Below are 24,684 nucleotides of genomic sequence, written 5' to 3'. Positions count from 1 at the left end.
TAATTATTCTGCTTATCCTCAAATCCTAGGAGGCTCTCAGTAGTGAACAAAAATAACAAAAAATGGCGCAGTACCGGGCTTTACGCCCTATTGGCGATCGTCGTGATCTCCTTGGCTGTGTCTTTCTTGGATCAGCAACCCCAAAGTCGAGAGACCTGGCGTTATAGTCAGTTTCTCCAAGAAGTCCAGCAGGGCAATATCGAAAGTGTCAAAATTAGTGGCGATCGCACTAAAGCTTTTGTCCCGGCCCAAGATGGCACGCCTATCCTCGTCAACCTCCCCCCCGGTGATACGGAGTTGATCGACATCCTCAGCGAAAACAATGTCGATATTGCCGTGTTGCCCCAGAGTGACGACAATTGGATTTTCCGCGCCCTCAGTACACTCATTTTCCCAATCCTACTACTCGTGGGGTTATTCTTCCTGCTCCGGCGCGCCCAGAGTGGCCCCGGTTCCCAGGCCATGAACTTTGGCAAATCAAAGGCACGGGTTCAAATGGAACCCCAGACCCAAGTCACCTTTGGTGATGTGGCAGGGATTGAGCAGGCCAAACTTGAGTTAACCGAAGTTGTTGACTTCTTGAAAAACGCTGATCGGTTCACTGCAATCGGTGCAAAAATTCCCAAAGGGGTGCTCCTCGTTGGCCCTCCCGGAACCGGTAAAACGCTCTTGGCGAAAGCTGTTGCTGGGGAAGCCGGTGTACCTTTCTTCTCCATCTCTGGTTCTGAATTCGTCGAAATGTTCGTCGGGGTCGGTGCTTCCCGTGTCCGTGATCTTTTTGAACAGGCCAAACAAAATGCCCCCTGTATCGTCTTTATTGATGAAATTGACGCCGTGGGTCGCTCCCGTGGTGCTGGTCTCGGTGGCGGTAATGATGAGCGGGAACAAACCCTAAACCAGCTCCTGACAGAAATGGATGGTTTTGAAGGTAACACTGGCATCATTATCATTGCTGCGACTAACCGTCCCGATGTCTTGGATGCGGCGTTAATGCGTCCCGGTCGCTTTGACCGTCAGGTAGTCGTTGATCGCCCCGACTATTCCGGTCGTTTAGAAATTCTCAATGTCCATGCCCGGGGTAAAACCCTCTCGAAGGATGTGGATCTCGAAAAAATTGCCCGTCGGACTCCCGGCTTCACCGGTGCAGATTTGTCGAACCTCCTAAACGAGGCAGCAATTCTGGCAGCCCGTCGCAATTTGACGGAAATTTCCATGGACGAAGTGAACGATGCAATTGATCGCGTCCTCGCTGGCCCTGAGAAGAAAAACCGCGTCATGAGTGAAAAGCGCAAAACCCTTGTTGCTTACCATGAAGCGGGCCATGCCCTCGTTGGTGCTTTGATGCCTGACTATGACCCAGTCCAAAAAATTAGCATTATCCCCCGGGGTCGTGCTGGCGGTTTAACTTGGTTTACCCCCAGTGAAGATCGCATGGATTCTGGTCTATACTCCCGTGCCTATTTACAGAACCAGATGGCCGTTGCCCTCGGTGGCCGCATTGCTGAAGAAATTATCTTCGGTGAAGAAGAAGTGACCACAGGTGCTTCTAATGACTTACAGCAGGTCGCTAATGTTGCCCGACAAATGATTACCCGCTTCGGGATGAGCGATCGCCTGGGGCCTGTGGCCTTGGGTCGCCAAAACGGTAACGTTTTCATGGGTCGTGACATTGCCTCTGATCGGGACTTCTCCGATGAAACAGCCGCCGTAATTGACGAAGAGGTCCGGGGCCTCGTGGAAGAAGCCTACAAGCGCGCGAAAGATGTGCTTGTCGGTAACCGCAGTGTCCTCGATAAATTAGCAGCGATGCTCGTCGAAAAAGAGACCGTTGACGCTGAGGAGTTACAAACCCTACTCATGGAAAGTGACGTGCAAATGGCCGCTTTCTCCAGTACTGCAGCTTAAGCAACTCGGAAAATTGAATTATTGCTAATCACTACGGTGAGAAACGAGATCCCTAATTGTTTTAGGGATCTTTTTTTGGCTTAAAACGTTGGCACATTAATGTGGCCGACACTGACGAGCACAGAAGACCCGCCCACGGCGATCTCCGTCAATTCCCCTTTTTGCTGTTGCATGGTCAGCATTAGTTGACTGGGCCGCCCCATTTGAATGCCTTGGTAAATTTGCCAAGTTTGTAATGTCGCCTGGCTGGGTAGGTAGCGATGTAGATAACCTGCTAAACTCGTGGCCGCTGAACCCGTTGCCGGATCTTCAGCAATGCCCAGGCCGGGGGCAAACATCCGCGCATAAACTTGATTGTCTTCGGTTACGACAAAGGGATAGATGTGGGCCGTCAATTGATGTTGGTATGCTTCTTCCCAAAGGGTGCGGTTGAGGGAGCAACGGCTCAGGGCGTCTAGATCCTTGAGGGGCAGATATAAAAAGGGCAGTCCACAGGAAATCACCGCCGGCTTTAACACCGGGTGTAAGTCGTGGGCCTGGAGATTTACCAGGGAAGCGTAATCGATGGGCTGCGATCGCTCAATAAACTGGGGCAACTGGGCCGCACTTAGGGCAGTGGTACGAACTTGATCCTGTTCCCAATAGATAGAGACGGGGACAATTCCCACTTCTTCTTGGAAACGCACAAGCTGACAATTTGCGGGTAGATAACCGAGATGGGCCAGAAGGTAGGCGGTTCCCACGGTGGGATGGCCCGCAAAGGGAATTTCGGCGGCGGGCGTAAAAATCCGCAGTTGAAAGTCCGTATCAGGATCTTTTGTCGGGAAAACAAAGACAGTTTCTGAAAGGTTAAGCTCCTTGGCGATCGCCTGCATTTGATGCGAACTTAACCCTTGGGCCTGGGGGAACACCGCCAGGGGATTACCCCCGAAAATTTGCTCTGTAAACACATCGAGGGTATGGAAAGTATAGGTTTGTGACATATAGGTTAAAAATAAACTTAAACTAAGGCCGGTGCCGTGGAGATTTGAATGGAAACGTCCGCTAAATCAAGAATTTGCGGAATCAGATCTTCTTTTTTGACGGCCATCATATGGACACCGTGGCAGAGATTTTTAGCAATTTTTACCTGCTCCGCCGCAATTTTGAGACCTTCTTCGAGGGGATTTTCCGCTTGGGCTAGGCGCTCAATAATCGCATCGGGAATTTGCGCCCCTGGTACACAGCGGTTGATAAATTGAGCATTTTTTGCCGATTTCAACAGAAAAATTCCCGCAAATACGGGCACATCATATTGACTGGCCACCCGGTTCATAAATTCTTCGAGTCGCTGGAAATCCGTAATCATTTGCGACTGGAAAAACTGCGCCCCAGACTCTACTTTTCGGGCAAAGCGAGATTCAATGGTGTACCAACTTTTCAGCTGGGGATCCACCGCACCCCCAGGGAACAAATCCAGGGGGCCATCGGGCATTTTTTTGTCGTTAAAGTCTTGGCCGTTATTTAATTTGGTGATCAGTTTTAACAGACGCACCGATTCGAGATCGAAAACCGCCTTGGCTTTGGGGTGATCGCCCGCTTTGACGGGATCCCCCGTAAGGGCCAACACATTCCGTAAACCGAGGGCATGGGCGCCCATTAAATCTGCTTGGAGACCAATGACATTGCGATCGCGGCAGGCCACCTGAAAAATTGGTTCGATACCGTTTTGCAAGAGTAAAGTTGAGGCGGCAATAGAAGACATTCGCATCACGGCCCGGCTCCCATCGGTCACATTCACCCCATGGACGCGATCACCAAGCAATTTTGCCATCCGTAGCATTTTTGTTGGGTCACCCCCCTTTGGAGGCGCAACCTCAGCCGTAACGACAAAGTCTCGATTTTCGATGGCACGACGCAGACGGGTGGTCATGGAAGCAGTTTTAGGGTAAAAAAATCACAGGTAATGAACCATTCTACAGGGACGGCAGAAAACCAAGGGCGTCTTTCACCTGCTTGAGGGTCGCATTTGCAACAGTGTCAGCTTTTTCCCGGCCTTCCCGCAACACCTGATCGAGGTAATCGGGGTTCGCCATAATGTCATGGTATTTCGTTTGGATTGGCTCCAGGGCGGCAATGACGGTCTCTGTGAGGAGGGGTTTAAATTGACCCCAGCCCATATCGGCACATTCGGCGGCTACAGTTTCTTTGGGTTTACCACTGAGCAGAGCATACAACCCCAACAAGTTATTGCATTCCGGGCGGTTAGGATTGTCAAACTCTAGGCCCCGTTCGGGATCGGTTTTGCACTTTTTAATTTTTTTCGTCAGCACATCGGGAGGATCCAAAAGATTAATCCGGCTTAGTTCCGAGGGATCGGACTTGGACATTTTTTTGGTGCCGTCGGTGAGACTCATCACCCTAGCGCCCGTCGTCCGAATCAGCGGATCCGGCATTTTCAGCACAGGGTTTTTCTTCGTGCCAAATTTGTCGTTAATGCGAATCACAATGTCGCGGGTCAGCTCTAAATGTTGTTTTTGGTCTTCGCCCACGGGCACTTTATTGGCATCATACAGGAGAATATCAGCGGCCATCAGCACCGGATAATCGAGCAGGCCAACGCTGACGTTTTCCCCTTGTTTTTGGGCTTTTTCTTTGAACTGAATCATCCGCTCTAACCAGTTCAGGGGGGTCACACAATTTAGTAACCAAGCCAGTTCACTGTGGGCCTTAACGTGGGATTGAACAAAAATTGTGGAGTGCTCTGAATCAATGCCACAGGCTAAATATAATGCGGCGATCGCCTTTGTATTATTTGCTAGAACCTTGGGGTCATGGGGCACCGTAATCGCGTGGAGATCTACCACACAAAAAAAACTGTCATAGTCCTGTTGAATTTCCACCCAGTTTTGGATCGCCCCAAGATAGTTGCCGAGGTGAAGATTACCGGTGGGTTGTACCCCAGAGAGAATGCGCTGTTTCGCCATGGATCGCTACGGTGTGGAATGCCCCAATGATTATCGGCCAAATGTTTCAGACTGTAAAGTTGCCTGACAAAGCCCAGGGGCGATCGCCTTCCTTTTAGCGAGATCTATCACCAAGAGGTCAGATTACAATAGAGATACAGGATCCTAAAATTTGCCCCTTTTTTCCCGTTAATTTTAAGGGCACAATTTTTGAGATTTCCTGCGGTCATTTGCGCCAGTATTGTCTTGCGGCCCATGCCATGAAAATTCTTTGTCTTACGGTTTTTCCCGATGAGTTTCTTGCGCTCCAAAGGGCGATCCATCACCCCTGGCAGGAAACCTTAACCCCTTGTGGTACTCCCTACCTCGCCACCGATTACAACGGGTTACAACTCGCCCTTGTGCATCTTTCTACCAAATCCCTTGCTAATCCCCAGCGTCTTATTTCCCTAGGCGACCATCTAAAGCCGCAGTTAGTTGTGATGGTTGGCATCTGTCGAGGCAATCCGGCCAAAGTTGTTTTAGGGGATATTATCGTTGCCCAGAAAATTTTCACGCTACCAACAGCAAACCGCACCAGTGACTCCGCCTACATCCTCGCCCAACCTTGGCAAACGCGACTTCTGGGGCAATCTAGCGCTTGGCAACAGCAAATCCAAACGCCGCGTCCTAAATCAAGCTTGCACCAGCGGGGCTGGTTACTCCACACTCTCTACGACCACGAACTCAAGCCTGACCATTGCCCCCCACCCCAGGCCCACCCTGAGCGCCGCTATCACTGTCCCGACTGGCCTTTGATTTTCGAGCAATTAGTCACCGAAAAATTACTCACTGCCGACCCGGTTCGTCTCACGGCCCTGGCCATCGATTTAATCCGTGATAATCACGCGCTCCATTTAGCGACGGGTTTCCCCCACGATCCAGCAGTTCCAGCAGTCCACCTAGGGGCGATCGCCGATGTGACCAATACCAATTTCCAGACCGAGGAGGATCCTTTTGCGACCCAGACTCACCTATTTGGCCTAGATATCGGCAGTGCCGCCACCACAACCCTGGCTACTGCAATAGACTGTCCTGCCATTGTGATCAAAGCGGTGCAGAGCTACGGAAATCCTCAACCCCCCCTGCCCTTCCGTGCCTATGCCACCGAAGCGGCGGCCCAATTTTTCCTCGGCTTCCTCCGGCACCTCACACCCCAAATTCCCCTGAGCTATTCTCGCTCCCCGTGAGTTAAAGGCCGTGGCGGTTCTGTTTTGAGAACGAAGCCGTTATAATAACCGAGTTCTGCGACGAGCCTTCACAGTCTTTAATTTTCCCATGTCTGAGTCTAGCCATTCCTCCCTCGATGACATTCGTGCTACCCGATTAGAAAAGGTTGATCAACTCAAGGCGATCGCCATGAATCCCTACGCCTACAAATGGGAGATCAGCCACCACACCGCCGAACTACAGGAAAAATATAAAGACATCGAAGCTGGAGAAGAAGTCGAAGACACCGTATCCATTGCTGGGAGAATTCTCGCCCGTCGTGTCTTCGGTAAACTTGCGTTTTTTAGCCTCCAGGACGAAACTGGCACGATCCAGCTTTACCTCGATAAGAAATTAATTAATGGCGGAATGCCCGACCTCGAAGGCGCATTCAACCACCTCAAAAAACTCACCGACGTCGGCGATATTATTGGTGTCAAAGGTATTATCAAGCGCACCGAAAAAGGGGAACTCTCCATTAAAGTGAGTCAATTTGCCATGCTCACCAAATCCCTGCTGCCCCTCCCTGATAAGTGGCATGGCCTCACCGACATCGAAAAACGCTACCGTCAGCGTTATGTTGATCTGATTATTAATCCCCAAGTTAAAGAGACATTTCGCCGTCGCGCCAAAATTACTGCCGCCATCCGCCGTTATCTTGAAGACCGCGATTTCCTCGAAATTGAAACCCCCGTCCTCCAAGCCGAAGCTGGCGGCGCAGAAGCCCGTCCTTTCATTACCCACCACAACACCCTTGATATGCCGCTCTATCTGCGGATCGCCACGGAATTACACCTGAAGCGATTAGTGGTCGGTGGCTTTGAGCGAGTCTTTGAATTAGGGCGCATCTTTCGCAATGAGGGCGTTTCCACTAAGCACAACCCCGAATTTACCTCCATCGAAGTCTACCAAGCCTATGGTGACTATTTCGACATGATGGATCTCACAGAAGATCTAATTCGTACCCTTGCGAAGGACGTCGTCGGTCAAGCTCAACTGCCCTATGGTGAGGTGATCGTTGATGTGGGTACTCCCTGGCGCCGGGAAACCATGCAAAACCTCGTTCAGGAAGCCACAGGGATCGATTTCCTCAGCTTTGATGACCTTAACGCCGCAAAGCAAGCCGCTGAATCTGTAGGAATGCACATTCCCGAAAAATGTAAAACCATCGGGCAATTACTGAATGAAGCCTTCGAGCAAAAGGTAGAAGCAACTTTAATTCAGCCCACTTTTGTGACAGAATATCCTGTGGAAGTGTCTCCCCTCGCCAAGCCCCACCGCGATAAACCGGGTTTAACGGAGCGTTTTGAATTGTTTATTGTGGGCCGAGAACTTGCCAATGGTTTCTCTGAGTTAACGGATCCCGTCGATCAACGGCAACGGTTGGAAGAACAAGCGGCCAAGAAAGCAGCGGGGGACGAGGAAGCTTGTGATGTGGATGAGGATTTTGTCACAGCACTGGAATACGGCATGCCTCCCACGGTTGGTCTAGGGATTGGGATTGATCGCCTGGTGATGTTGTTGACTAATGCTGAAAGTATCCGCGATGTGATCGCCTTCCCGCTATTGAAAAACCGCAAAGAAACTGAGGAGATTTCTCCAGCAGAGAAAACATCAGTTTAAAGCTTATTTACCTGGGTAGAATTTGAGAACAATGGATCAGCAACGGTTAGAAGAAGTTTTGGCGATCGCCCGACAAATCGGTTGGGGCGCAGGGGATGTTCTCCAAAGTTATTACAAAGGAGATATTAAAAATATTTCTGATAAAAAAGATGGCCCCGTCACCAAGGCAGATTTAGCAGCAAATCACTATATTCTGGAAGCGTTTCAAGAAAAGTTAGGCACTGAAGATTTTGCCTATCTCAGCGAAGAAACCTACGACGGCAATAAAGTTGAACATCCTTGGGTGTGGATTATTGATCCCCTCGATGGCACCCGTGATTTTATTGACCAAACAGGAGAATATGCCGTCCACATTTGTTTAGTTCATGAAGGCCGCCCGGTCATTGCGGTAGTGGTTGTCCCCGAAGCAGAAAAACTTTATTTCGCGTCGAAAGGGAATGGCACTTTTGTGGAAACTCGTGATGGCACCGTCACCCCGATTAAAGTTTCTGAGCGCCATCAGCCAGAAGATCTATATCTAGTCGCCAGCCGTACCCACCGGGATCAACGCTTCCAGGATTTGTTAGATCGCCTACCCTTTAAAGATAGAAATTATGTGGGGAGTGTCGGTTGTAAAATTGCCCATATTCTCGAACAAAAATCTGACGTTTATATTTCTCTATCGGGGAAATCTGCAGCAAAAGATTGGGATTTTGCGGCCCCGGAACTAATCCTCACGGAAGCAGGGGGAAAATTTAGCTACTTTGAGGGCAATGAAGTGCTCTATAACCAAGGCGATGTAGTGAAGTGGGGCGGCATTATGGCGTCTAATGGGCCGTGTCATGCAGAACTTTGTCAGCAGGCGATCGCCATCCTTGCAGAACTAGATCGGACATAGTTTGTCACCAAAAGCAAGGTTGGGATCAATCAAGGGGTCATGACCCATCTCAACGACGGCGAGGGTTAAACCAGGAATTTACACCTTTTCCCACAATCACCCCTTATGCTAAAGAGACTCATTTGTTTTTGATTTGCCACCATGTCTTCGAGTGTCCTTGAAATTTTGGTCATTCTTCTGCTAACGATCCTGAATGGCATCTTTTCCGGTTCAGAGATTGCCGTCGTTTCTGCCCGAAAAATCCGATTAGAGCAACTGTTAGAGCAAGGAAACGTAAAAGCGAGAGCGGCGCTGAAATTAGCGAATAATCCGAATGAATTTCTCTCGACTGTACAAATTGGCATCACCTTAATCGGTATCCTGAGCGGCGCAGTGGGTGGTGCAACCATTGCCCAACGCCTCAAACCTGCCTTCGATAATATTCCGCGCTTACAACCCTACAGTGAAGCCATTAGCGTCGTGATCGTGGTGACGATTATTACCTATCTATCCCTCGTCATTGGGGAATTAGTCCCAAAACGGATTGCCCTTAATGCTCCGGAAAAAATTGCCTGTACTGTCGCTAAGCCCATGCGCTGGCTATCTCGTTTAACAACGCCATTAGTACGGATCTTGGGCAGTTCAACGGAGGCCCTGTTACATCTTTTGGGGATTCAGGATTCCAATGAACCGGACATCACAGAAGAAGAAATTAAGGTTTTGATTCGTCAAGGGGCAGAATCCGGTCTCTTTGAGGCGGCAGAGCATGACATTGTTCAACGGGTTTTTCGACTAGGCGATCGCCCCATTAAAGCCATGATGACTCCCCGCACAGACATTGTGTGGCTAGATATCACCGCTCCCCTAGAAGAAAACCTCAAAGAAGTGATGGAGAGTAACCATTCCCGGTTTCCTGTAGGTCGCGACACCCTTGACCATTGCCTGGGGACAGTGCGAGGGACAACCCTATTGAGTGCGCAACTATCGGGTCAGCCCATCGATATACAAGCAATGCTCCAACCTCCCCTTTACATTTCCGAAGGAACACGTACCCTGAGTGTGATTGAACAATTCAAAGCCACAGGGATTCACATTGCTTTGGTCACAGATGAATATGGCGGAATCGAAGGTGTGGTGACGTTGAATGACCTGATGGAGGCGATCGTTGGGGACTTGCCCTCTATGGAACACGATGAGGAACCGATGATTATTCAGCGGGATGACAATTCCTGGCTATTAGATGGACTTTTAGACATTGATGAATTGAAAGCCTTGTTGGAAAAGAAAACGCTCCCCGATGAAGACACAGGAGCATTCCATACTTTAGGCGGATTTATGACGCACCTCCTAAACCATATTCCCCAATCGGGTGAGCATTTTGAGTGGAGTGGGATCCGCTTTGAGGTGGTGGACATGGACGGCGCAAGGGTGGACAAAGTTTTGGTTTCGCTGCTGGATGCCAAAGAACTTGACCAAGCTTAAAATTCGCTAGGCTTTAACGCAAAACAAAACCCCCTCGTTTAATTTAGGGGGCTTTTTGTTGTAACTGATTAAATGAAATGGAGCCGAGCAGAGTCGAACTGCTGTCCAAACTGGGTATTCACCCCTAGCTCATTCACAGGTTTAGTCCTTCTAATCCTCAGAACGGGAACGACTGCTTGTTCCGAGTCGCCAAGAATCTCTGGTCTAGTCTTAGCTCTAGTGCAAACCAGATGTATTCCTAGAGAGCATCCGTTGGGGGTTTAGTCATAATCCTTAACGGAGTCGAATTATGAATGCTCGAACCTAAGTTAAGGTGTTCTTATTAAGCTACAGCAGCAGCTTTGCGAGCGAAAGGAACGATGTTGTTCGCAGTTACATTTTGTTTGGATCTTTGATTTGCGAGAGGAGACCCACTCTCGACCTGCATCACAGTGGAAGCTTTCGCCAACCTGTCGAAACCGTTGCGGCCCCGTGCAATGTATTTAGTATAGCATTGGGCCTTGGTTCTTAGGGAGGGAAAACCCGCTATCAAGTTCGCGATCGCCTCCCATTATTTTTCGTAAGAGGTTCTAGCCCAACAAACTCCGGAGCATCCAGGCATTTTTTTCGTGAACCTGCATCCGTTGGGTGAGCAGATCGGCGGTGGGTTCGTCGTTGGCCTTGTCCACGGTGGGGAAGATGGAGCGGGCAGTGCGGACAACGGTTTCTTGGCCTTCTACCAAAAGACGAATCATTTCTTCGGCAGTGGGTACTCCTGTGCCTTCGGGGATGGCGGAGAGTTCGGCAAATTCTTGGTAGGTACCGGGGGCCGGTACACCCAGGGCGCGGATGCGTTCGGCAATGAGATCCACGGCGAGGGCGAGTTCGTTGTACTGGGTTTCAAAGAGGAGGTGGAGAGTCTGGAACATTGGCCCAGTGACGTTCCAGTGGAAATTATGGGTTTTGAGATAGAGGGTGTAAGTGTCGGCGAGGAGGTGGCTTAAGCCTTTGGCGATCGCCTCTCGATCGGCTTCGCTAATGCCAGTGTTGATGGGCATCGGGCCAGAGACAGTGCTCATGGCTACTTCTTCTTTGGCTTTGGTCTTAGTTTTGGATTTACTACCCATTATGTGAAGATTTTCCAGTTAGAGTACTTTTACGCCCATTATCAACAATTTTTTCGGCGATCGCATCCTAGGTGTCAAAACCGAGCGCATTTTTAAAGAAAGATTGTCAGTATTTCCTGATGGGTCTGTACCTGGGATTGAATCGTTTGCTGCTGGGCTGGGGTCAGCTTTTCGGCGGTTTGCAAAGCGGCTGTCCACTGCTCGGTAATCGCAGTTGCATCGCGGGGGAGTTGATCCAGATCAAGGCCAGGGAGGTGACATTGTTGCTGTAGCTGGGCCACCTTAGGATCGTAGCTCAGGGCAAAGCAGGGACAAGCGGCGGCGGCGAGGATCAAACTATGGAGGCGCATCCCAATCAGAAAATCCACTTGGGCAAACAGGCTTTTGTACTGTTGCGGTTGCAATGGGGTAATGATTGCCTTGGGTTCTGCTAATTCGTCGTAAAGTTGCTTGGCGATCGCCTCATCCTGGCTTTTTTGAAACGGCACAAGAATCACACTGGCCTGATGCTGCCGTTGAAATTGTTTGAGGGCTTCCCCCAGAACAGCAATTTTTGGGGCGGTTAAAGTGCGGTGGGAGCGGAGATTGACCGCAATGCGGGGATGGGGTAAATCTGGCATTTCCAGAAAAGGTTTTGCGGCTAAAGCCCACACCGGATCTGGGGCGAGCCTGTGGGGAATCTGCCAATTTTTTAATAAATCTGCTGAAGCTTGATCCCGCACAGTGATTCCTGTGCAACCCCGCAGCACAAAGCGCGTAACCTGATTCGCCAAACTAGACTGCAACGGGCCGATGCCCTGGCCCCAGGCGATGGTCTTTTTTCCTAGGAGTTGCGCCCATTTCATCAAACCAGCGTAATATAGCAGGCTTCCTAAACTCGTGACATCCTGCAATAAACTGCCGCCCCCAAAGATAAAACCATCTGCTTTGGCGATCGCCTTGAGGGTTGCCCAGGATTTGTGGGGAATTGCGGTCACACCATAGGCTTGGGTCGTCGCGGTTGGATTGTGGGAGAGGACAATGGGCTTCACCCCAGGGGGCAACATCTGTAACAGAGTCAATAGCAGGGCTTCATCCCCGGCATTTCCCTGACCGTAATAGCCACACAGAACAACATTTGGCATTGTGTCGTTAACGAAAAGATAGGCTTTATTATATCGGCGTGTTTGATTGCGCCCAATTGTCCGCCTAAAGTTGAGTGACGGGCTATGTCCCCCTAGAAACAAAAATCTTCAACAGAGGCTTGAATGCGTCCATGGACTATTTAAATTTTGTTTATTTCTTTACAACAATGATCGCGTTGGCGGCACTGCCTAGTACCAGTGTTGCCCTTGTTGTGACCCGTTCTGCGACGGCAGGCTTTCGCAATGGCTTGGCTGTGGCCTCTGGGATTGTCGCTGGAGATTTAGTCTTTGTCTGCCTTGCTTTGTTGGGGTTGAGTGCGTTAGCGCAACAACTCGGCTCAGTATTTACCCTCATTAAAATCATGGGGGGACTTTACCTAATTTGGCTGGGGATCGGCTTAATTCGGACAAAACAGACTTTTGAATTCAAGGTAAACAATCAACGTCGCACAAATTTTTTGGAAAGTTTTCTGAGTGGGTTTGCTCTTACCCTTGGGGATCTTAAGGCTATTTTTTTCTATGCCAGCTTATTTCCGGCAATCGTTGATCTGAAAACTCTTGGATCTTCTGAAGCAATCACCATTGTGCTTACCACCATTGTGACGGTGGGAGGAGTCAAAGCTGTGTACGCTTATTTTGCAGAACAATTAGTCAAGCGAGTCAAATCACCCAAGGCTCAAAAAGCAGGTAGGGTCGCGGCAGGAACAGCAATGGTTTGTGGTGGCACTTATCTGATTTTCAAGCAGTGATTTTTGCCAACAACCCATGTTGAATCTAGCGAGGGAAAAGAGAAACTGACTTTAAATCGCTGGGGTGATAGATTTTGTGGGGGCGATGGGCGGCATCAATTTCAATCACCAGATCTGTCCAATGGGGATTTTGGGTGAGGGGCTGGATAAAGAGTTCTGGGTGGAGTGATCGCCAAAAATAATCCACAAACTGATCAATTTCTGCATCACTCATTCCCGTTTTACCCTGGGCGATCATTTGGTGTTCTGCATCCTTGCGCCACTGTTTACTCAGACGATAATCTTCCGGGGAGAGCACCAACAACCGATCCAGCTTTTCCCACAGGGGAACATATTCTGCTAAAGCCTCGTTAATGCGGCGGGCAAAAAGGCGATCGCCTGCGGTTAAAATCGGCTCTGGGGCTGTGTCAAAAACTTCCGGAGCAACGGGCCGACAACCCACAAACCACCCTTCAAAAAGCACAATTTCCACCGGATCAATCCACTCCGGCCCAAGGCGATCGCCCGCACCATTATGTAAAGACTTATCAAAGCGGGGAATGGCAATTTTATCCCCCAGGTTGGCTCGTTGTAGTTGCGTTAAAACTTCTAGGCCCAGGTCTACATCGTGGGTACCGGGGGGGCCACGCCAAATTAGTTCCGGCTGAGCTTTCCGTAAATCCTGACGTTCGGCATAGGTTTTGTAAAGATCATCAATGGAAATCGCCACACAGGGATATTGCCACTGCGCCAGAATCGTTTGCAACACCCGACAGAGGGTCGTTTTGCCTGTGCCTTGGCCGCCGAGGATGCCATAGATTAGCGGTTGATCCTGCTGTTGGCGAGCGGTACGAATTTGTTGGGCCAGGGGCAACCACAGTTCCCAGAGGGTTTTGAGAATTGCGCCTTGATCGTGGAATTTGAGAGTCTTACAAAGCTGGAGAATTTCCGGGGCGATCGCCAAAAAATCCTTAGCCCGATGGGTAATGCCGGCCAGACTCAGATCATAATTGAGGGCTGCAGCTTGGTTTGGATCCGCTTGGGCTTGTTCCAGTAAGTAGAGCAAGTCTGCTGCTTGGGTTTCTTGAGCCATTAACCAGTTGATTAAGATCGTTTCCAGTTGCATGATGAAACTCTGCCCATGTCCCGGCGATTACTTGGCTTTAGGGTAAACCCAAATGCCTGAAACCGGATCGAAAAGTTGGCCCGCTTTGACACTTCAATCCTGTAAATTTTCCAAATCAGCTAAATCCTACCATCGACCCGAAGCACGTTTATTTAACCGCAAATTTTCCAAATCAATGAAATCAATGACAGTCCCCTCAATTTCAACTGGTACCCGCAGATCATAGCAATCTGCAAATTGAATTCCGTCTACTGAAGTCAGCAAATCAATACGACTCGGCGGATATCCTAACTGAATAACTTGATTAGCCATTGCAAAATCTTCTGTTTGTAAGTCAAGGTCACCAAAACCAAAATCCCGCAGTGCCTGCATGACTTTCACGCCATTTTCCTGGGAAGCTTCAAGCCAAATATCAATGTCTTTTGTGTAGCGAGGATAGCCGTAGAACGCCACAGCATAGCCCCCAACAACTAAATAACGAACCTGATTAGCGTTGAGAAATTGTATAAATTCTTTGAAATCTTGGTTCAGCATTGTATTGCCATTGATGATACTCTTTGCGGATATTTTCTAGGGCGGCTAATCGTTCTAAATAAGATTTTGTTAGCCAAAATTGCCGATCATTTTTTCTTTCATGTAAGGGGGCTTTTTTAATAACTTTTTCCATATCGTTTGTCATAATTTCAAGTTATTTTAATTTTAACTGGTGGCAAATCCGGTTCAGCGATCGCCCAATGGCTTTATTCGTCATTCTATGATGATCACTGTGTAGATAAACCGTAAATCATGGAAAATAGGAAAGGTAGTTTCTTGTGTCATCGATGGATAGTCAACAACAGGAAAGGCACTTTACCCTAGCGCGGGCCAGTCTCCAGCAGGCCCTGGCTTGGTATGGCAACACCCGCCGCCATTGGCACTATCCCCCCGACCCAGCATTAAAAGCGGCTGTACGGCCCGAATTGCAACAACTCCAAACGGCGATCGCCAAACTCGATCAAAATCTCCTGCGCATTGCCACCTTTGGCCTGGTCAGTCGCGGCAAATCAGCGGTGATCAATGCCCTCATTGGCGAAAAAATGCTCGAAACTGGCCCCCTCCACGGGGTAACCCAATATCCACGGGCGGTGCGTTGGCCCCTGACAACGGAAAAACTCAAAATTGAATTAGTCGATACCCCAGGCCTCGATGAAATTGCCGGGGAAGCCCGCACAAAAATGGCGGCGGAAGTGGCGGCAAACTCTGACTTGATTTTGTTTATCATCGCCGGCGATATTACCCGCACCGAATATGAATCTCTCTACGAACTGCGCCAACAGCACAAACCACTGCTCGTGGTATTTAACAAAATTGATCTCTATCCCGACTGCGATCGCCAAAGTATTTTCCAGCAACTCCAACAACTGAGCCAAGAATCAACGGGCACCCAGTTTCCCCTCAGTCCCGAAGAAATCGTCATGGTTGCCGCCGAACCCCAACCCCTCGCCGTCCGCATCGAACATCCCGATGGCCGTGTCGAAGAAGCTTGGGAAACCCCCAACGCCCAGATTGATCCCCTACGGGAAAAGATTTTTACGATCCTCAGCCGCGAAGGGAAATCTTTGATGGCTGTCCATGCCCTTGTCCAGGCGCGTCACTTGCAAACGGCGATCGCCCAAAAAACGCTTTCCCATCGCCAAACTGAAGCCGAAGAATTGATCTGGAACTATGCCAAAACCAAAGGTGCGGCGATCGCCCTAAATCCCATTGGCTTTTTGGATCTCCTTGGGGGGACCTTTGCTGATTTAGCCTTGATCCGTGCCCTCGCCCGTTTGTATGGATTGCCAATGACCAGCCATGAGGCAGCCAAACTCTGGCGCAATATTCTAATCAGTGCGGGAATTTTGTTTGTGGCGGAACTGGGTAGCGGAGTCTTTCTGGGTTTAGGCAAAACGGCCCTCAGTTTTGAATCTCTAACCAATCCGAGTACCCTCGGTCTCTATGGCACTGCCGCCCTCGCCCAGGGAGGAATTGCCGCCTATGGTAGCTACGTGATCGGAAAAGTGACCCAGACCTATCTGCAAAATGGCTGCAGTTGGGGAAACCTGGGGGCAAGTACGACGATCAAAGAAATTCTCGCCCAGTGCGACCGCCAAACCCTGCTATATCGACTACAAGCAGAGATCGCCGCAGTTTAGGGCAAAATCGGATGAAAATGGCCCACTGGCCCCGTCCCCTGACCAATGGCTAGGCTATGTTTTAGGGCTTCTGTGACGTAGGTCTTTGCCTTGTTAACGGCTTGGAATGGAGGATCTCCCAGGGCTAAGCGAGCGGCGATCGCCGCCGAAAGGGTACAACCAGTGCCGTGGGTATGGGGGGTCTGGATACATTCCGTTTTTAAAATTTCAAGCCGTTCACCATCGAACCACACATCCACCCCTTGCAATGTCCCGGTCATCGCTCCCCCTTTCACAAGCACTGCCCCACAACCAAGCTGGTGAATTTTTTGGGCTGCCTGTTCCATGGTAGCGAGATCGGTAATTTCTAGACAGCTGAGAATCTCTGCCTCGTAGCGGTTTGGCGTGAGGATCTGGGCTAGGGGGATTAATTGCTTTTGCAAAAAGGCGATCGCCCCGTCGTCGATGAGCTGTACCCCCGTGCGGGAAACCATCACCGGATCCAAAACCCAGTTGGGGAGCCTACCGATTGCTGCAGCCGCCAAAACCGCCGCCATGATGTTCTCGTTCAGGAGCATCCCTGTTTTCACCGCTTGGACGCCAATATCTTTGACCACTGCCTCAATTTGCGCAGTCACCATAGCTGAATTCAGGGCCACCACATCGGTGACGCCAATGGTATTTTGGGCCGTGATACAGGTGATCGCACTGGTGCCATGGACACCATGGAAGGCAAAGGTTTTGAGATCGGCTTGGATGCCTGCCCCACCGCCACTATCGGAGCCGGCAATGGTTAAGGCGATCGCCGGAGTGATTGCCATCGACCTACTGCTTAGAACGATTAGAACGACGCATCAAAAAGTCAGGAATATCCGGAAAACCATTCCGGGGGGCGGGGGGCTGCTGGGCCTGGGGTGGTGCAGCGGGACGGGGCCTAGGGGTTTCTGGTACTGGTGGAGCCTGGGAAAGATCCGGCTGGGGAACCGCCTGCATCCGTCGCTGTTGGGGTAAAGGCTGGGGCGTTTCTGCGGCTTGGGACTCTACAGCAAACCCAGTGGCAATGACCGTAATTTTGATTTCCCCTTGGAGATGTTCGTCGATCACCGCCCCGAAAATAATGTTGGCATTGGGATCGACCACTTCGTAAACGGCCTCCGCAGCATCATTGACTTCATGCAAGGTCAGATCGTGGCCCCCGGTAATATTCAGGACAACGCCTTGGGCTCCTTCAATGGACGACTCCATCAGTGGCGAAGAAATAGCCATCAAGGCTGCTTCCCGTGCTCTGGATTTACCAGAACCGACACCAATCCCCATCAGAGCAGAACCGGCATCGGCCATTACCGCCCGCACATCGGCAAAGTCTACATTCACCAGGCCAGAGATGGTAATAATATCGGAAATCCCTTGTACCCCTTGGCGGAGCACTTCATCGGCAGCGCGCAGGGCTTCGGACATCGACGTTTCCTGGGGGATCATATCCAGGAGCTTTGTATTGGGGATAACCAGTAGGGTATCGACGCGGCTCTGGAGTTCTTTGATGCCTTCTTCGGCTTGGTTCGAGCGGCGGCGGCCTTCAAATTTAAAGGGTCGGGTCACCACCGCAACGGTGAGACAACCTAAATCTTTTGCGACTTCGGCGACGATGGGGGCGGCGCCAGTGCCAGTACCGCCCCCCATGCCAGCAGTAATAAAGACGAGATCTGCGCCTTCGAGGGCCTGGGCGATTTCATCGCGAGATTCTTCGGCGGCTTTGCGACCAATGGCTGAGTTACCACCAGCCCCAAGACCCCTGGTGATTTTTTGACCAATTTGCAGGCGCTTTTTTGCTTTGGAGTTGGTTAGGGCCTGGGCATCGGTATTAATCGCCCAAAAGTCGATACTCGACATGCCCCCTTCAATCATCCGATTCACCGCATTACAGCCACCACCACCCACACCGATGACTTTGATTTGAGCAACGCTGCTGGGCATGATCGGAAATTGCGACGCGGTTTCTTCGGCGCTGGCGGAATGATTTCCAGTCGCATCGAAGGAGGCGTTATGGGGTTGGAATAGATGGTTTTGGCTCACGGTCACAAAAAAAGTGTGATGGATATGAATATTTAAGTTTAGTCGTTTAACAGGATTTATTAAGTATCTTTTGGGAGAAATTTCTTAGATCATAAGACCTTCAAGCTTTTTTAGACTGCCAGGTTTTGGGAAATGTTGCTGTTACAGGGGCATCATTTTTTTAGGTTTGGGGGGTTTCGGGCTGGGAGGCTGGGGGAAGGATGGGTTTGTTGCTCTGGATAATCGGCTCGTCAGGATTTTGCAGATCGATGTATTGGATATCCTGGGCGGGAATGGTTGTGCCAAGGGTTTGTTGGAGCTTGGCGATCGCCGCTAATTGGGCCTCGAGTTGCGTCAGATCTGGCCCCAGGTGAAAACTACCAAGTTCGGTGTTCAAAATCAAATTGTTGGAGTCTTGCCAGTTGATGCTCAAAATTTCAACGGGCGATCGCCCTAGGGTGCGATAGAGTTCGGGCCAAAGGGACAGTTGTAGTTCTCGAATTCCGGTCACTTCGAGGGTCGGTAAGGGCTGATATTCACTGAGGGGTTCGTAGACTGCGGCGGGTAACCATTGCCCTTCGGCATCTAGGTATCCCGGTTCGAGGGGGCGATCGCCTTGGCTAGAGATGGGCGTTTGGGAGCGGGCGACGGGGAAGCGTTCTTGGACTTGGATCGCCAGACTGGGGGGCACCAGACGACGGGAAACCAGGGCTTCGGCGATCGCCCCTTGGGCTTCAATGGCTTGCTCTAGTTCCTGGGGCTTGAGGGTTAGGATCGGTTGGGGATAGGTGAGGGGGATCAGGGGACGAATCCGCTCTGCGGGCAGGACTTGATTGCCTTCAATGGTGATTTGGGCGGCACTTTTGATAATCCAATCGGGTCGGTCTAAGACCCAGAATGCCCCATAGGCCAACCCTATCAGGGCCAGCGATCGCCATAGACCCTGGAACCAGCGGAGGGTACGCTGTCGTTGTTTTTGCTTCCGTTGTTCCCGGAGCTGCTCCCGTGTTGCCATGGTGATTTCTGTCATAGGTGACGTTAAAACCGACACAATGTATGACTATCTTACTGAAGTTAGTTCTCTTTCCTGGAAATTACCCTTGGATTTGCCATGATCAATCGCCCTGGCCCGCCATTTCCCACGTCCCGCCCCATTGTGCAGCGGTTGGCCGACCGATTGTGGTCTTCTCCCCGTAGTGATGCTCAACCAGGACTTTATCTTGTTCGCTGCAACTATCAAGCCCAAGAACAGGAACTTCTGGGACAACTCCAGGGCAATCTAAAACTGCGATGGCACCAGGTTTTTTCTCAGTTTACGGCGGCATACTACAGTGACCAGGCATTGGCAGATTTAGAAAAAAAGGCGATCGCCCAGGGGCTACTTTGTCTGTGGCTCGAACCCCAGGCCGATGATCTCGGAGCGATTTTAAATCTGTTAGAGACAACCCTAACCAATCTGGGTATCCAACCGTCTCACATTAATGGAGCCATGGTTTTTGGGTTAACCCCAGCCATTAACTTAACTGCGGCAACGTTTCAACATCAAATTTTCCCCTGGATTGTGACGCTACCAACGGCAGATGATCAACAACGGCAAGTTTCTGATGGGCTGGCCACCGCAACGGATTTGGGAGAAATTACCTGGCCTTCCCAAGCGCTTCAGAATTTTTGGCAACGTACAGAACAGGACTACTTTCAAAGACTAACCGCCGCTGGCCCCCTAATTTTTCTCGATCATCGCCACTGGAATTTAGCGCCCGGTCAACGGGGTTATCGAGAATTAGAGTTAGCCACCAAGACCCTGGGTGACGGCGCGGGTTTGCTCTGTTTTATCCAGGGACGACAAGCCCACCAAGATCAGCAATGGCAAACGGCCCGGCAAGCCTATCAGGATAGTCTGCGCCACTATTGCCGTGGGGAGCAGGGGATCGATTGGCTCAAGGTGCTGCGGGACAATCCAAATTCGCCGTTGCTAGAGCAATTATCGCGTTCTCAGGGTCAACAACTAGCTCTGATTTTGTTTCATTTGGGTCTACTCCTAGGCGATCGCCCCCAGAATTATCAGGCCCCCAGTCCAGAAGGAGAACAAGCTCTCTATTATCTCCGCCTAAGCCGTTGCCTCTGGGAACGACAGGAACAATGGGTTTGGGTTAGTCAACTGAGTTTACTGATCGGCGTATTTTTACAGCAGTGGCAGCGCAGGTCAGCCCTAGGGGATTTGGCTTGGTCACTCCTTAAGGGGGTTCAGGAGCCTTGGCCACCCGAACTACTAGCCCAGCATTACGGTCTAATGGCGGCGATCGCCCTTCAGGAACAACAATGGCACAAAGCTCAAACCCTCGCCCAAACAGCCCTAGAACATTGCCAAGCCCTGGATGAAGCGCCCCCAGTGGTGGTCAGAGCTTGGAGTGCCTTTATTTTGGCCCAAGCAAACCAAGCCCTTGGTCAATTTGCCCAGGCGATCGCCACCCTAGAAGAAATTCTGCCGCCCAGCCGCAGCCAACTCACAGCGCCCAAAACATTACCTATTCCCTGGGGCCACTGGCAACAACGGCTCTATGATCAGATTTTTGCTTGTCTGGGTGATCTTTACCGACAAGGTAAGGACTATCGCCAGGCCTTTGACCTCGCCTGGGAACGCCAACAATACGAACAAAGCTGGGGTTGGCGGCCTTTTGTGGGGACTCAACCCCTACCAGATCAGCTGCAACGGAACCTGTGTTCGCCCTATGATCCTCTCAGTCTGGTGATGCTCCAGGGTTCCCAACGAGATCAGGATCTCCAGACCTTGCTCCATCGGTTGCAGCGCCCCCAACCCAACCTGATTTTGCTCCATGGGGCTACCGCTGTGGGCAAAACCTCCCTTCTTCGAGCAGGACTGATCCCCAGACTCCAAAGCCAACCCCTAGATGGACGGCCAGTACAGGTTATTTATTTTAAAAATTATGGTCAGTGGGCCCGCCGCCTGGTGCAACAACTCCATGGCGATCGCCCTTTTTGTCCCTGGCCCAATCCCCCCAGCTTAGATCCCCTCGTTCACCTCCAACAGCAGCAAGATTTTGCCCCTTTGACGGTGTTGATCTTTGATCAATTTGAGCAGTTTTTCTTGCAATATCCCAACCCGGAAGAGCGTCAGGATTTTTTACGCTTTTTGGCCCAAAGTCTGCAACTGCCAACGGTGAAAGTAATCCTGTCCTGTCGTAACGAGGCCCTAGCGCCCCTTTTGGATTGGGAAGCAGGGGCGGATCTAGGGGAGGCGAACCACAATCTTTTTGACCACCGTCTCCGCCATCGCCTGGGAAATCTGTGTCCCGATGCGGCGATCGCCCTTTTAGAACAGGTGGCAACCTGGGCCAAACTGCCCCTAGACAAAGGGTTAATGCAGCAACTAATTCAGGATCTGCAGGATGGCCACGGGGAAATTCGCCCCCTCGAACTCCAGGTCATCGGCGCGCAACTGCACCAGGATCATCTTTATACCAGGGAAGAATATTTAGGGTTGGGCTTTCCGCCTAAATTGCTGCTGTTGGAGCGATCGCTGCTGGGGATCATTCGCTACTGCGGCGATGAAAACCGTGATTTGGCCTGGCAATTTCTCCATTACTTTACGGATTTGCGCCATAGTCAACTGGTGCTCACCAAGGCGGACATCCTCCAACTGGGTCGTCAATTCCTTGGCGATCGCCGCCTGGGGGAAGAAAAGGCAGAACTCATTTTGCATATTTTTAAAACAACGGGGCTAATTCGCGCTCAACTCTATGGCGGCCAAGAGTCCTACCAACTGGCCCGGCCCGATCTCGTTGAACCCATTCGGCACCACTACCAAGCCTTTCAGTCCCAACAGTGGCTCCAGCGCATCACTGGTCGGGAACGGGAAATGCTCTGGCGGCGCTGGTGGAAGCTGTCTGTAGGCACCGTTTGGCGCTTGGGGCTGGTGGCGATCGCCTTGGGATTTGGTCTGCGCTGGGTGGAACTACAACGGTACCAACGGTGGCAAGGGGCGCAAAACGCCATTTTGATGAAATTGGCCGAGGCTGCCAAGGTGCTCCAGGATGGTGCCCAACCCGTCGAGGCTCTCCGGGAAAGTATCCGGGCGGCGGTGGTCTTGCAACGACTGGATGATAAGGACGATGATGTCGTTACCCCCGCAACCAGACTTAAGGTGCTCCTTGCCCTAGAACAAAATTTCAGCACCCTCGCTGCATCGACTACTGCAACAACGGTGCGGGACTTTAGTCAAAATTTTATTCCGGCTGTTTTTCGGCCCCCAGGCGATCGCCAAACCATGGCCCCAGATGTGCCCATTACGGACTTTGCCTTTGTGGGGAATAGTTTCCAGCTTCTGCTCGCCCAGCCCAACCAACCTTTGCGGCAGTGGCCCCACCAGGATCAAGTCGTAAAATCCAGCAATGAGTCGATTACCAATCTCGCCTGGCAACCACGGGGTCACCACTTCGTCACCGGGGGAGACGATCGCCGGGTGAAGCTCCGCCAAAGAAATGGACAGATTTTGCAAACCCTGGGGGGCTTCCAGGACAAAATTAACGTTGTTGCCTGGAGTCGTGATGGGAAAATGTTTGCGGCGGGCAGCCAGGATCAAACGGTGCGCCTCTGGACGGAAACTGGGGAACTGTTGCAGATCTTGACGGAACATCGGGGGCCAATTACCGCCCTACAATTCAGCCCCGACGGAAAATTATTGGCGACGGCAGCGGGCGATCGCACCGTGCAAATTTGGCAGCGGCGACGGAATAATTCTTTCTTCCTTGTGACCCAATTTCCCCCCTTTGCCACAGAAATCATGGATCTCCAATTTGGGGCGGATAGTCGTCACCTTGGCTTGACGGGGCGGAATCATCAGGTGTTCGTTTACCCAATGACCTACGACAATAATAATCCCGTCTTTGGGGAACCCAGCGCAATCAACCACCAAAGCAATGGCCCCGACCGCATCGGTTTCTACGGTGCTTTACCTTTGTTGATCACCAATACAGAAAACCATCATCTGCAATTTTGGCAACTGGATGGCACCTACCTCGGCAGCCTCACGGGGCACCAAGCTCCGATCACGCAACTCCACTGGCAGCCCCAAGGAAAGGCGATCGCCACTTTAGATCAAAACAATCAACTCATTCTCTGGAATCTCGATCTCGATGAATTACTCCAGAAAAGTTGCCGACTATTAATCTATGGCGATTTAAAAATTTCTCCCAGCCAACGCCCAGGCGATCGCCAATTGTGTACGGCCCTCCTCGACCTCCCACCGGAGTAGCACGTTATACTCACAAAAGTAAGTCATTCACTTCATTACACCGATTTCATTTCGCAAAAACCATGACCCAGGCCGTCACTCCTCTTTCCGCCCTAACGCCCCTCGATTGGACTTGGCGCGACCAACAAATCCGCTACACCGTCCAAGGGAAAGGTCAACCGCTCCTGCTGATCCATGGGTTTGGCGCTTCGATCGGTCACTGGAAACACAACATTCCCGCCCTGGCAGCCCAGGGTTATCAAGTTTTTGCTTTAGATTTATTAGGCTTCGGCGCTTCAGCGAAACCCGCCTGGGACTATAGCCTCGACCTATGGCAAGATTTACTCCGCGATTTTTGGCAAGCGAAAATCCAGCAACCCACGGTATTTGTGGGCAATTCCATCGGCGGTCTGCTCAGTTTAGCGATGTTAGCGAATTATCCTGACCTCTGTGCGGGGGGCGTGTTAATTAACTGCGCGGGCGGCCTCAACCATCGCCCCGATGAACTGGCTCTACCGTTACGGGTGGTGATGGGTACTTTCGCGAAATTGGTTAGTTCGCGATTAACGGGGCCATTTATTTTTAATCAGGTGCGTCAAAAATCGCGCATCAAAAATACCCTTTATCAAGTCTATGGCGATCGCCAAGCCGTCACCGATGAATTGGTCGAGATGCTCTACGAACCTTCCTGTGATCCAGGGGCGCAACAGGTCTTTGCGTCGGTGATTACGGCTCCTCCTGGGGATAGCCCGACGGAACTTTTACCAAAACGGCAACATTCTTTACTGGTGCTTTGGGGCGATCGCGATCCCTGGACACCGATCAAAGGCTCGCAAATTTACCAAGATCTCGCCGCGCAAAATGCCGGGGTCGAGTTTCATCCCATTCCGGGGGCAGGCCACTGTCCCCACGACGAAAATCCCAGTTTGGTTAATTCTTTGATCCTTGATTGGTTGCAGCGTTTGGGGTAACACCCTTCCACCCTCCGGCTTCGCCACCTCCCTCTAGGTGACACCCCTCTGATTCCCCTCCAGGGAAGAGAACACCCTCCGGCTGCGCCACCTCCCTCTAGGGAGGATGTTAGG

20 protein-coding genes and 1 other RNA gene are annotated in these 24,684 nt (G+C 51.0%); 9 read left to right on the top strand and 12 right to left on the bottom strand.

Annotation, left to right across the window (positions count from 1 at the left end; all coding sequences use genetic code 11):
* Window positions 1-42: 42 nt before the first annotated feature.
* Window positions 43-1,905, top strand: a complete 1,863-nt coding sequence (ftsH3, locus tag AWQ22_RS00200; protein WP_012305681.1) for an ATP-dependent zinc metalloprotease FtsH3 — start codon at window positions 43-45, stop codon at window positions 1,903-1,905.
* Window positions 1,906-1,985: 80 nt separating this feature from the next.
* On the opposite strand, the gene AWQ22_RS00195 is transcribed toward ftsH3, so the two are convergent.
* Genes AWQ22_RS00195 through trpS form a run of 3 tightly spaced genes read right to left on the bottom strand, consistent with a single transcriptional unit; the run spans window position 1,986 to window position 4,871 of the window.
* Entirely contained in the window at window positions 1,986-2,888 is a 903-nt protein-coding gene (locus AWQ22_RS00195) for a PhzF family phenazine biosynthesis protein (RefSeq protein ID WP_065709816.1), read from the bottom strand.
* Window positions 2,889-2,905: 17 nt separating this feature from the next.
* Entirely contained in the window at window positions 2,906-3,817 is a 912-nt protein-coding gene (locus tag AWQ22_RS00190; RefSeq protein ID WP_065709815.1) for a methylenetetrahydrofolate reductase, read from the bottom strand.
* A 43-nt stretch (window positions 3,818-3,860) separates the two neighbouring features.
* The gene (gene trpS / locus AWQ22_RS00185; RefSeq protein ID WP_065709814.1) at window positions 3,861-4,871 is read right to left on the bottom strand and encodes a tryptophan--tRNA ligase; all 1,011 of its coding nucleotides are present in this window, start codon (window positions 4,869-4,871) and stop codon (window positions 3,861-3,863) included.
* A gap of 239 nt (window positions 4,872-5,110) precedes the next feature.
* Between trpS and AWQ22_RS00180 the strand changes: the two genes are divergently transcribed.
* From AWQ22_RS00180 to AWQ22_RS00165, 4 genes are all read left to right on the top strand, one after another.
* Window positions 5,111-6,079, top strand: coding sequence for a hypothetical protein (locus AWQ22_RS00180; protein WP_157094556.1), 969 nt, complete (start codon window positions 5,111-5,113; stop codon window positions 6,077-6,079).
* Between the two features lie 88 nt (window positions 6,080-6,167).
* Window positions 6,168-7,721: a lysine--tRNA ligase gene (gene lysS / locus AWQ22_RS00175; protein WP_065709812.1), complete on the top strand. Its 1,554-nt coding sequence runs from the start codon at window positions 6,168-6,170 to the stop codon at window positions 7,719-7,721.
* 31 nt (window positions 7,722-7,752) lie between these two features.
* On the top strand, window positions 7,753-8,598 hold the full coding sequence (locus AWQ22_RS00170; RefSeq protein WP_157094555.1) for a 3'(2'),5'-bisphosphate nucleotidase CysQ: 846 nt from the start codon (window positions 7,753-7,755) through the stop codon (window positions 8,596-8,598).
* Between the two features lie 141 nt (window positions 8,599-8,739).
* Window positions 8,740-10,059 carry a hemolysin family protein gene (locus AWQ22_RS00165; RefSeq protein ID WP_030006803.1) on the top strand — a complete coding sequence of 440 codons (1,320 nt, stop codon included), beginning with the start codon at window positions 8,740-8,742 and terminating at the stop codon, window positions 10,057-10,059.
* A 75-nt stretch (window positions 10,060-10,134) separates the two neighbouring features.
* On the opposite strand, the gene ssrA is transcribed toward AWQ22_RS00165, so the two are convergent.
* The 3 genes from ssrA to csaB form a co-directional block, all read right to left on the bottom strand.
* Window positions 10,135-10,530, bottom strand: a transfer-messenger RNA (tmRNA) gene (gene ssrA / locus AWQ22_RS00160).
* 98 nt (window positions 10,531-10,628) lie between these two features.
* Window positions 10,629-11,096, bottom strand: a complete 468-nt coding sequence (locus tag AWQ22_RS00155) for a Dps family protein (protein ID WP_369009151.1) — start codon at window positions 11,094-11,096, stop codon at window positions 10,629-10,631.
* Between the two features lie 161 nt (window positions 11,097-11,257).
* Window positions 11,258-12,289 (bottom strand): polysaccharide pyruvyl transferase CsaB, encoded by a 1,032-nt coding sequence (gene csaB / locus AWQ22_RS00150; RefSeq protein ID WP_065709810.1) that lies wholly within the window; start codon window positions 12,287-12,289, stop codon window positions 11,258-11,260.
* Between the two features lie 131 nt (window positions 12,290-12,420).
* Here csaB and AWQ22_RS00145 point away from each other — a divergent pair, with 131 nt between their 5' ends.
* Complete coding sequence (locus AWQ22_RS00145) at window positions 12,421-13,038, top strand: LysE family translocator (protein ID WP_012305671.1); 618 nt, start codon at window positions 12,421-12,423, stop codon at window positions 13,036-13,038.
* 25 nt (window positions 13,039-13,063) lie between these two features.
* Here the strand turns inward: AWQ22_RS00145 and AWQ22_RS00140 are convergent, their stop codons facing one another.
* The 3 genes from AWQ22_RS00140 to AWQ22_RS00130 all read right to left on the bottom strand — a co-directional run bounded on the left by AWQ22_RS00140 (window position 13,064) and on the right by AWQ22_RS00130 (window position 14,822).
* Window positions 13,064-14,143 (bottom strand): glycerate kinase, encoded by a 1,080-nt coding sequence (locus AWQ22_RS00140; protein WP_065709809.1) that lies wholly within the window; start codon window positions 14,141-14,143, stop codon window positions 13,064-13,066.
* 126 nt (window positions 14,144-14,269) lie between these two features.
* Window positions 14,270-14,677, bottom strand: a complete 408-nt coding sequence (locus AWQ22_RS00135; protein WP_065709808.1) for a hypothetical protein — start codon at window positions 14,675-14,677, stop codon at window positions 14,270-14,272.
* On the bottom strand, window positions 14,631-14,822 hold the full coding sequence (locus AWQ22_RS00130; protein WP_198166507.1) for a hypothetical protein: 192 nt from the start codon (window positions 14,820-14,822) through the stop codon (window positions 14,631-14,633). Before AWQ22_RS00130 ends, AWQ22_RS00135 begins: the two co-directional genes overlap by 47 nt.
* Window positions 14,823-14,964: 142 nt before the next feature.
* Between AWQ22_RS00130 and AWQ22_RS00125 the strand changes: the two genes are divergently transcribed.
* Window positions 14,965-16,317: a GTP-binding protein gene (locus AWQ22_RS00125; RefSeq protein WP_065709807.1), complete on the top strand. Its 1,353-nt coding sequence runs from the start codon at window positions 14,965-14,967 to the stop codon at window positions 16,315-16,317.
* On the opposite strand, the gene thiD is transcribed toward AWQ22_RS00125, so the two are convergent.
* From thiD to AWQ22_RS00110, 3 genes are all read right to left on the bottom strand, one after another.
* Window positions 16,314-17,117 (bottom strand): bifunctional hydroxymethylpyrimidine kinase/phosphomethylpyrimidine kinase, encoded by an 804-nt coding sequence (thiD, locus tag AWQ22_RS00120; protein ID WP_065709806.1) that lies wholly within the window; start codon window positions 17,115-17,117, stop codon window positions 16,314-16,316. The two genes, AWQ22_RS00125 and thiD, sit on opposite strands and share 4 nt — an antisense overlap.
* 4 nt (window positions 17,118-17,121) lie before the next feature.
* Complete coding sequence (gene ftsZ, locus AWQ22_RS00115) at window positions 17,122-18,270, bottom strand: cell division protein FtsZ (protein ID WP_083764478.1); 1,149 nt, start codon at window positions 18,268-18,270, stop codon at window positions 17,122-17,124.
* A 259-nt stretch (window positions 18,271-18,529) separates the two neighbouring features.
* Window positions 18,530-19,378 carry a cell division protein FtsQ/DivIB gene (locus tag AWQ22_RS00110; RefSeq protein WP_065709805.1) on the bottom strand — a complete coding sequence of 283 codons (849 nt, stop codon included), beginning with the start codon at window positions 19,376-19,378 and terminating at the stop codon, window positions 18,530-18,532.
* 81 nt (window positions 19,379-19,459) lie between these two features.
* Here AWQ22_RS00110 and AWQ22_RS00105 point away from each other — a divergent pair, with 81 nt between their 5' ends.
* Both AWQ22_RS00105 and AWQ22_RS00100 read left to right on the top strand, forming a co-directional pair.
* Window positions 19,460-23,620, top strand: coding sequence for an eIF2A-related protein (locus AWQ22_RS00105; protein ID WP_065709804.1), 4,161 nt, complete (start codon window positions 19,460-19,462; stop codon window positions 23,618-23,620).
* A gap of 62 nt (window positions 23,621-23,682) precedes the next feature.
* A complete protein-coding gene (locus AWQ22_RS00100; RefSeq protein WP_065709803.1) occupies window positions 23,683-24,570 on the top strand; it encodes an alpha/beta fold hydrolase in 888 nt (295 codons plus the stop codon).
* Window positions 24,571-24,684 lie beyond the last annotated feature (114 nt).

The sequence above is a fragment of the Picosynechococcus sp. PCC 7117 genome (genome assembly GCF_001693275.1).
GTDB lineage: Bacteria > Cyanobacteriota > Cyanobacteriia > Cyanobacteriales > MRBY01 > MRBY01.
Note: the sequence above shows the minus strand (reverse complement) of the source record. Positions and strands in the feature narration are given on the sequence as shown.